We start from the raw sequence: 8,586 nt of genomic DNA on the forward strand, positions 1-8,586 counted from the left end.
GCGGAGACGGAGGCCGCCGCCGACGGCGGCGGCCTCCGTCTCCGCGGCGCGGACCACCTCGGCCTCGACGCCCATCCCCACGTCATCGCCCTCCGCTGCCATCCCGGCCCCCGCCGCCGTGTCCCGTGGCGCGGCGTACGGGCGCAGCGCCAGGTAGCCGTCGCGGATCTCGATCACCCGCCGGTACAGCGCGAACTCCGCGCTGCGCGGTGGCAGCCACGACAGCCGGCGCGTCCGGGTGCGCAGGGCGATCCCGGGGGCGGCGGCGTGAAGTGCCGACCAGAGCGGTTCCAGGGCGCGGTAGCGGCGGTAGGCACGCATCCATCGGGCGGGCGCCGACAGGGCCCCGCGCCACCAGGCGGCGGTCGCGCCCAGGCAGGCCAGCACCAGGCAGGAGGCGGCCAGCACCATGGCGACCGGGTCCGTGCCCGCGCCCTGACGGCCGGTGCGCGCCATGTTCTCGAGGCCCGCCACGCCCCACAGCGCCCACAGCCCGCCGACGCACGCGCTCGCGGTGACCAGCCGCAGCCCCGTACGGAACGGGCCCGGGCCCGAGCGCCGGATCTGGGCGTGGACCGGCAGCGCGAACAGAGTCAGGCTCCACAGGCTGTACAGCGTGAAGAGCACGTCGAACGCGACCAGCCCGGCCCTGCCGCTCGCCCCGGGGGCGACCACCTCGCCCTCCTCGACCACCGCGCCCGAGGCGAGGAAGCACACCGCGGCCACCGCGCACACGGCCACCGTGACCCGCACATGCCACCGCGGCGGGATGTGCCGCGCGTCGGGCAGATCGAGGGCCATCGCCGCCAGCGCCAGCCAGGCGAGCGCGGCCATCTCCAGTTCACGGCCGGCCAAATGGGGCCAGGCCTCGGCCGTGGCGGGCAGTACGTGGCCGGCGGCCGTGACCGTCGCGGGGGCGAGAACCGCCATGGCGGCCCCCATGCACACCCCGAACAGGCACAGTTGGCGGGTGCCCGGGGCGAACCGGCGTCTGCGCGCCAGCCGGAGTTCATACCAGCCCACCGCCATCGCCGCGGCGGCGGGCAGGTAGGCGAGCAGGTCACCCATGGCCGCGGTCAGGTTTCGGGGCCGGTGGCGCGCCGACGAGCGAGCCGAGCGGGGCCTGACCGGGGCTCGACGCGCTCGGACCCCGGTCGTTGCGCAGCGCCCGCTGCAGAATCAGGGAGGCCAGGAACTCGGCTTCCTGCTCCTGCGGCTGGGTGTACACGGTCCGGCCGAGCACCCGGCGCACCAGGGAGCCCGACAGATGGGGAGTCAGCAGGCCGAGCGAGGCCGGGTCGGCCGCGCCCTCGTGGCCCCACAGCAGATGGGCGGTCTCGTGCAGCACGATGTGCTGCCGGTGGAGAGCGGTCGTATCGGCCGCGTAGAGGATGTAGTCGGCCCGGTCGGTGGTCGCGAGCAGGCCGCAGGGGAGGGAGTGGCGTACGGTGACCGGCAGCAGTTCGATCGGGCGCCCGCGCCGCTCGGCCAGCAGCGCCACGAAGGCGGCCGGGTCGAAAGGGCTCGGCAGTTCGAGACCGTCGGCGACCCGGCGGCTGCGCCACCATAATCGCGCTCGGTTCACCGGCCGCCCACCAGCGTGCGCATAAGCCGCCCCCTTCAACTGCCCCGCGATTGCCGGGCACTGGCGACTGTACCGGCATCCGGTGGATCCACAAGCGCGAGAAGTGGCCTTACTCCCGGCCGTCGCGCGCGCCATCGGGCGTGGCGTGCGGCGCCGTTAAATCCGCATGCTAAATTCCAGTTATCAGTGGAACCGTGCTCGTGAGGTATGCGTCTCACGGTCTTGTGGGAGGAACGGGAAGGAGCGGTGGGAAGCCGATGCCGGCGGTATCTGGTGTGCTGGGGAGGGTGTCGGAGCTGATGCGCGAGGCGGCGGCGGACCGCGGCGGGGCGCTGTGGCGGCTCGCCGCCGAGGGGCGTCAACTCGACTCCAACGTGATCCGGTTGCCCGCCGAGGCCCGGGTCGACTTCCATGTGGAGCCGGACCTCGACGTGCTGCTGTATGTGGCCGACGGCAGCGGGTGGCTCGACGTGGCGGACACCCGGCAGGAACTGGAGCCGGGCTGTGTGGCATGGCTGCCGCACGGCGCCCGCCGCGCGCTCTCCGCCGGCGCGGACGGCCTGGTCTACCTCACGGTGCACCGCCGCCGCCCCGGCCTCGCCATCCGCGGCGCGGTCCAGGAAACCGCGGTCCAGGAAACCGCGGCCCGGGACGCCGCCGCCCCGGAAGGGGGCGAGTCGGCCTGCCTGCTCCACCGGGTCTGTACGGAGTGCGGCCGGCTCGCGCAGGAACGCGACGCCCACTACTGCGCCCGCTGCGGCACCGCCCTGCCCTCGGACTGACGGAAACGACTGCGGCTGCGCAGCGTACTGGTGTGCCCCGGCTCGCCTCCTGCAAGTGCCCGCGCCGGGTGTGGTTCACCTCCGCGCTGCCCAAGGGGGACCACCGGCAAGATCCTGAACCGGCGGAGCCGCCGTGCTCTGACGGCCGCGTGCTGTGACGGCCCTGGGCCCGGTTTACGTGCCCGGAGGCGAGCGGCGCCCCTGACCGCGACGGTGTGCCGCGCGACCGCCGGGCGCGCGAGACGGAGCGGGGGAGGCGGAGATCGTCCGCCGTTCTGCCGGTGCGCCGTCTTCGGGATTCCATTCAACGGGGTACCAACTTCCCGCGACTTGTACCACCTTGTGTTTCGGCGCTCCCTTTCTCTTCTCGACACCGCGGCGTACGTTGTCTATTCCACAAAACGTTGAAGCGTGATGTGGCCTTCTCCCGGCCGACGGAGGCAAGAACTCGCGGCCGACCCCCATCGCATTGGATTCAAGAACATGACTGTTCTCAGCTGCGGCAGGGTGTCATGAGCCCGCCGAACCCTTCCCACGAAGCCCGTGGAAGCCCCAGGGACGCCGTGGTCACCGGCCTGGGATTCTGCCTGCCGGGCGACGACGGACCGGCCTTCACCGTCGACCAGGTGTGGAACATCGCCTCTCGGGGCGGCTGCTGCCTCGGGCGGAACGGCACGTACTACGGCTCGGTTGACCTGTCCGACGGCATGTTCGCGGAGCGCGTCCCCGATATCCCGGAATTCTTCTCCCGCCACTTCACCGACGCGCACCGATTCGGGCTGGTGTCGCTGGTGGAGGCGTGCGCGGATGCCGAACTGGACATCCACGCCGGCGATCTGGGGGAGGCGGCCCTGCTCGTCGGGCGAGGCGGGGTCGACAGCAACGTCGAGAGTTATCTGGCGGCGCTGCGCGCCGACCCCGCACACACCGCACCACTCGAAGCGCTGGAACTGTTCATCGCGGGCGGACAGGCCGGCACCGCATCCGATGTCGCCGTGGTGCAAGGGGCGTTGACCCGCACCACCGGCCCGTGTTTCACGGTGGCCTGCGGCTGCGCGTCCGGATCCGTGCAGCTCGGCCACGCCCAGCGCATGATCGCGGCGGGCGAGGTCGAAGTCGCCGCGGTGACCGGCGTCGACGTCTTCAACCGAGAGGTCATCCGGACGGCCGAGCGCCTGCTGGAGGGCGCCCGACACGCCTACGAGGCGCTGGGCGGCGAGCCCGGCATGCTGGGGCTCACCCCCGCGTCCGACGCCGTGATGCGGCCGTACGACCGGCGTTCCGAGTGCATCAACTACGGCGAGGGCGCGGCGACCGTCATCGTGGAGAGCCGCGAGCGCGCCCACCGGCGCGGCGCGCACATCTACGGCCAGGTGCTCGCCACCGCCCTCACCCGCGACGGGCTGGCCAACCCGCTGGGAGCCGATGACACCGGCGCTCAGCTGGCGGACGCCGCGCGCCGGTGCCTGGGCGAGCGGTGGCGGATCGAGCAGGTGCCGTACATCCACAGCTGTGGCCACGGGGACTCGGCCGTGGCCGCCGTGGAGGCGGGCGCCGTCCGGACCCTGTATGGGGCGGCGGCGGACCCGGTGCTGATCACCTCGCAGGACGCGTGCTTCGGCCACCACGGGGCCCCGGCCGGGTGCCTGGGCGCCGGCCTGACGCTGATGATGATGGAACAGGGCGCGGTGTGTCCCACCGCGAACTGCGAACAGCCCATGGACGGGCTCCCCTTCGACCCGGTGCCCGGGACGCGCGCCCGGCCGCTCGGCTTCGACTACGCGCTGTGCTTCAGCTACCAGACCGGTGGCGTCAAGCACGTCATGCTGCTGGGCAGCCCGGACGCCACCTAGCGCCCGCCCCAGCGCGGAACCACCCCTCACGGCCGACCCCGCCGTACCCTCGCACAACCTTCGGAGAACCCGATGAGCAAGAACACATACGCATCCGGACGGCCGCCCGGCCAGGCTGCCGACCGTATCGCCGTGGTCGGCATGGGCTGCCGGTTCCCGGGAGACGTCGACTCGCCCGCCGCGCTGTGGCGGCTGCTGATGGACGCGCGGGAGGCGCTGGGGGATCCCCCGGCCGAGCGGGCGGAACTGTGCGCACCGCGCGGTGCGCAGGCCCCCGGCGCCCAGACCCTGTCGGACGGTACCCCCGTACCCGTGCGCGGCGGGTATCTGCGCGACGTCTCCGGCTTCGACGCCGACTTCTTCGGCGTGTCCGGCCGCGAGGCGGACGTCCTCGACCCCCAGCACCGACTGCTGCTCGAGGTGGCCTGGGAGGCCCTGGAACACGCCGGGATGCCACCCGAGCGGCTGGCCGGCACCTCGACCGGCGTCTTCACCGGGCTCAGCTACCACGACTACCTGGACTGCCTCGACTGGCAACCCCATGAAAACGAGGGCTCGATCCTGGCGAACGGGCACTGCGTGGCGGCGGGCCGGATCTCCTACCTGCTGGGGCTGCACGGCCCGTGCGTCGCCCTGGACACCGCCTGCTCCTCGTCGCTGGTCGCCGTGCACCTCGCGGCGCAGGCGCTGCGCGCGGGCGAGTGCGACCTGGCGCTGGCCGGCGGGGTCACCCTGATGTTCGACCCCAAGATCACACGCTCGTTCACCCGGATGGGCATGCTCTCGCGCCGTGGGCACTGCCACGCCTTCGACGCCGCCGCCGACGGCTTCGTACGCGGCGAGGGCTGCGGGATCGTCGCCCTCAAACGCCTCCCCGACGCCGTCCGGGACGGCGACCGGATCCTGGCGGTGCTGCGCGGCTCCGCCGTCAACCAGGACGGCCGGTCCGACGGACTCGCCGCGCCCTCGGCCGCCGCCCAGCGCGCCCTGTACGAGGAAGCGCTGGTACGGGCCGGGGTCGACCCGCGCGACGTGGGGATGGTCGAGGCACACGGCCCCGGCACCCCGGTGGGGGACCCGGTGGAGTTCGCCAGCCTCGCCGCGGTGTACGGGGACGGCCCCGGCCGATGCGCCCTGGCGTCGGTCAAGACCAACCTGGGCCACCTGGAACCCGCCGCCGGGGTGGCCGGGCTCATCAAGGCCGTGCTGTGTCTGCGCCAGGGGACGATCCCGCCCAACCTGCACTTCACCCGCTGGAACCCGGCCATCGAGAACGCCGACGCGACGCGGCTCTTCGTACCCACCGAGCCGACGCGCTGGCCGATGCTCACGACCTCCCGGCTGGCCGCCGTGTCCTCTTTCGGGTTCTCCGGGACCAACGCCCATGTGCTGCTGGAGGAGCCACCCGCCACGTCCGCCCGCCGACGCGCGCGGCCACCGCGGCGGGAGCGGGACACGACACCCCTGGTCTTCCTCGTGCCGGCCGGCTCCCGGGCGGCCCTGCCGGCCGCGGCGGGGCGCCTCGCGGACTGGCTGGAGGGCGACGGCGCGGCCGTACCGCTGCGCGACATCGCCCACACGCTCGCCGTGCGGCGCAGCCCGGGCCGTGGACGGCTCGGTGTCGTCACGGAGTCCCGGGGCGAACTCGTGCGAATTCTACGCGCGTCACAGGAGGGGCGGTGCCACCCTGCGGCGGTGACCGGCGAGGTGGGGGCCGCGGTGTCCCGGCGGCCGGTGTGGGTGTTCTCCGGCCAGGGGTCGCAGTGGCCGGGCATGGGGCGCGGACTGCTGCACACGGAGCCCGCCTTCGCCGCCGCGCTCGCCGAGGCCGATGAACTGATCGCCGCCGAGGCCGGGTTCTCGGTCCTCGACGTGGTGCGCTCCGGCGAACCGGTGACCGGCTGCGCACGGGTCCAGCCGGTGCTGTTCGCCCTGCAGACCGCCCTGGCGGCGGCCTGGCGCGCCCACGGCGTGGAACCCGCCGGGGTCATCGGACACTCCATGGGCGAGGTCGCCGCCGCGGTGGTGGCCGGGGCGCTGACCCTGGCCGACGGGGTACGGGTGATCTGCCGCCGCTCCGCGCTGCTGACCCGGGTCGCGGGGCGGGGCGCGATGGCGACGGTGGGCTTGGGGGCCGACGACGTACAGGCCGAACTCGACGCGGAACACGGGGCCGAATCCGGGGCTGCGGGGACCGCGGCCACGGGAGCCGGGGCGGTGGAAGCCGGGGCGGTGGAAGCCGCGGTCACGGTCGCGGTCATGGCCGCGCCCGGCGCCACGGTCGTGGCCGGAGACTCGGCACACCTGGAGCGGCTGGTCGCCGGCTGGGAGGCGCGCGGCATCCCGGCCGCCCTGGTCGCGGTGGACGTCGCCTCGCACTCCCCCCAGGTGGACCCGCTCCTGGCCGATCTGCGCGACGCCCTCGCCGATCTGACACCCCGCACACCAAGCGTGCCGTTCTACACCACCGTGCTGGACGATCCGCACACCGTCCCCGCCTTCGACGCCGACTACTGGTGCGCCAATCTGCGCCACCCGGTCCGGTTCGCCGCGGCCGTCGCCGCCGCGGCCGCCGACCGCCACCTGGTGTACGTCGAAATCGCCCCGCACCCGGTCGTCACCCACTCCGTCGGCCGCTGCCTGGAAAGCATGGACGGCCTGGACGGCGGACACGTCGTGCTGCCCACCCTGCGCCGCGACGAGGACGAGACGGCCACCTTCCGCACCCAACTGGCCGCCCTGCACTGCGCAGGCGTCCCCGTGGACTGGACACGGCTGTACCCACGGGCCGCCCTCGTCGACGTCCCCACCATCACCTTCGACCGCAAACGCCACTGGACCCAGCCCACCCTCACAGCCGTTCCGGGAGGGCCGCCGGGCGCCGCCGCCGGTCCGCTGCCCGGCAGCCACACGGAGGTGCCCGGCGATCCGGTCCGGCACACCTGGCTCGGCGAGACCGGGACCGCCGCGCTGCCCTGGCTGGACGACCACAAGGTCTACGACGCCCCCGTGCTGCCCGGAGCCGCCCACTACGCCCTCGCCCTCACCACCGCCTGCGAGGTCTTCGACGCCCGGCCCACCGAAGTCGAGGTCACCGATGTGCACTTCCGCGAGCCGCTGCGGCTCGCCGAGCACACCGACATCACCACCACGCTCACCCTGGCGGCCGCCGACCGCGCCGACTGCGAGATCTTCGGACGCGGCGACGACGGTACCTGGATACGGCAGTCCACCGCGGTCGTGCGCCGACTGGCCGTACCCCCGAGGCCGCGCGCCGCGTCCGTGGAAAACCTCGCCCTCCGCCACCCGGTCCCCGTCGAACCAGCCTCCCTGTACGCCAACATGCGGGCCCGCGGGCTCCACCACGGGCCGGCGTTCAACGGGATCACCCACGCGCACGCCTCCCGCCACGGCGACAGCTTCTGGGCACGGGTCGAAATACCCGAGGCGGCGCGTACTCCCGAGCACGCGCTGCGCGTCCACCCCGCCCTCGTCGACCTCTGCGGCCAACTCCTCATATCGGGGCTGCTGCACGAGACCGACCCCGGGCTGATCCTGCCGGTCCGGATCCGCTCCGTACGGGTCCTCGGCGATACCGCGACCGCGACGTACTGCCACGCCCGCGTCGTCGAGGCCACGTCCGACACGCTCATCGGTCACATCCGGCTGCTCGACGAGGCGGGCACCCCGGTCCTGGCCATCGACGGGCTGCGGCTGGCGCGCCACGCCGTCCCCGAGCCCACCGAAGTCGACCACTGGTTCCTCGAGACCGGCTGGCACCGCGCCGAGCGACCGGCCCCCGCGGCCACCGGCCCGGCGGGTGACTGGCTGGTCGTCGGCGAGGGCGGGACGGACGCCCCGGCGCGGGAACTGGCCGACGCGCTGCGCGCGGCCGGGGCGCGGGCCGACGCCTGGAACTGGCCGCCGGAGGACCACCGCCTCGACGCCCTCCGCGAGTCCCTGACCGCCCGCCTGGCCCAGGGCGCCACCACGGCCGTGGTCCTGCTGGGTGGTGTGGGCACCGGTGCGGACCCGGCCACCGAAGCCCTCGCCCGCACCCGCAGGGCGCTCGGCGCCGCCCAGGCGATCGCCGCCTGCGGCGCGGAGCCACCCCGCCTGTACGTGATCACCCGCGGCGCCCGGGCCGTGGCACCCGGGGAGGTGGCGGACCCGACCCAGAGCTCGCTCCGCGGGCTGGTCCGAGTGCTTGCCCTCGAACACCCGCGCATGCGGGCCACGCTGGTGGACACCGCACCCATCGGAGGAGCCGACGCGGGGGCCACCGACGCGGCCGTGGGTGCGGATATCGCCGGGGCCACCGACCCGGCCGACCTCGCCCGGGTCACCGACCTCGCCCGGGTCACCG

Annotated in this window: 5 protein-coding genes; 3 read left to right on the forward strand and 2 right to left on the reverse strand. The window is 74.1% G+C overall.

The window, feature by feature from the left end; genetic code table 11:
• On the reverse strand, positions 1–1,068 hold a 1,068-nt coding region (locus tag CCN51_RS38350), incomplete at its 3' end, for an MAB_1171c family putative transporter (RefSeq protein ID WP_086860637.1).
• A complete protein-coding gene (locus CCN51_RS38355) occupies positions 1,061–1,585 on the reverse strand; it encodes a hypothetical protein (protein ID WP_014173632.1) in 525 nt (174 codons plus the stop codon). The genes CCN51_RS38355 and CCN51_RS38350, both read right to left, overlap by 8 nt.
• A gap of 257 nt (positions 1,586–1,842) precedes the next feature.
• Here CCN51_RS38355 and CCN51_RS38360 point away from each other — a divergent pair, with 257 nt between their 5' ends.
• The 3 genes from CCN51_RS38360 to CCN51_RS38370 form a co-directional block, all read left to right on the forward strand.
• On the forward strand, positions 1,843–2,367 hold the full coding sequence (locus tag CCN51_RS38360; RefSeq protein WP_014173631.1) for a hypothetical protein: 525 nt from the start codon (positions 1,843–1,845) through the stop codon (positions 2,365–2,367).
• A gap of 512 nt (positions 2,368–2,879) precedes the next feature.
• Complete coding sequence (locus CCN51_RS38365; protein WP_078610318.1) at positions 2,880–4,220, forward strand: beta-ketoacyl synthase N-terminal-like domain-containing protein; 1,341 nt, start codon at positions 2,880–2,882, stop codon at positions 4,218–4,220.
• A 72-nt stretch (positions 4,221–4,292) separates the two neighbouring features.
• A partial coding sequence (locus tag CCN51_RS38370) for a type I polyketide synthase (protein ID WP_143676016.1) occupies positions 4,293–8,586 on the forward strand: 4,294 nt, incomplete at its 3' end.

This window comes from Streptomyces milbemycinicus (genome assembly GCF_002154605.1).
Classification (GTDB): domain Bacteria; phylum Actinomycetota; class Actinomycetes; order Streptomycetales; family Streptomycetaceae; genus Streptomyces; species Streptomyces milbemycinicus.

Coding starts and splice junctions, on each gene's coding strand:
- CCN51_RS38360 (WP_014173631.1), top strand. CDS start 1,843: ATGCCGGCGGTATCTGGTGTGCTGGGGAGGGTGTCGGAGCTGATGCGC.
- CCN51_RS38365 (WP_078610318.1), top strand. CDS start 2,880: ATGAGCCCGCCGAACCCTTCCCACGAAGCCCGTGGAAGCCCCAGGGAC.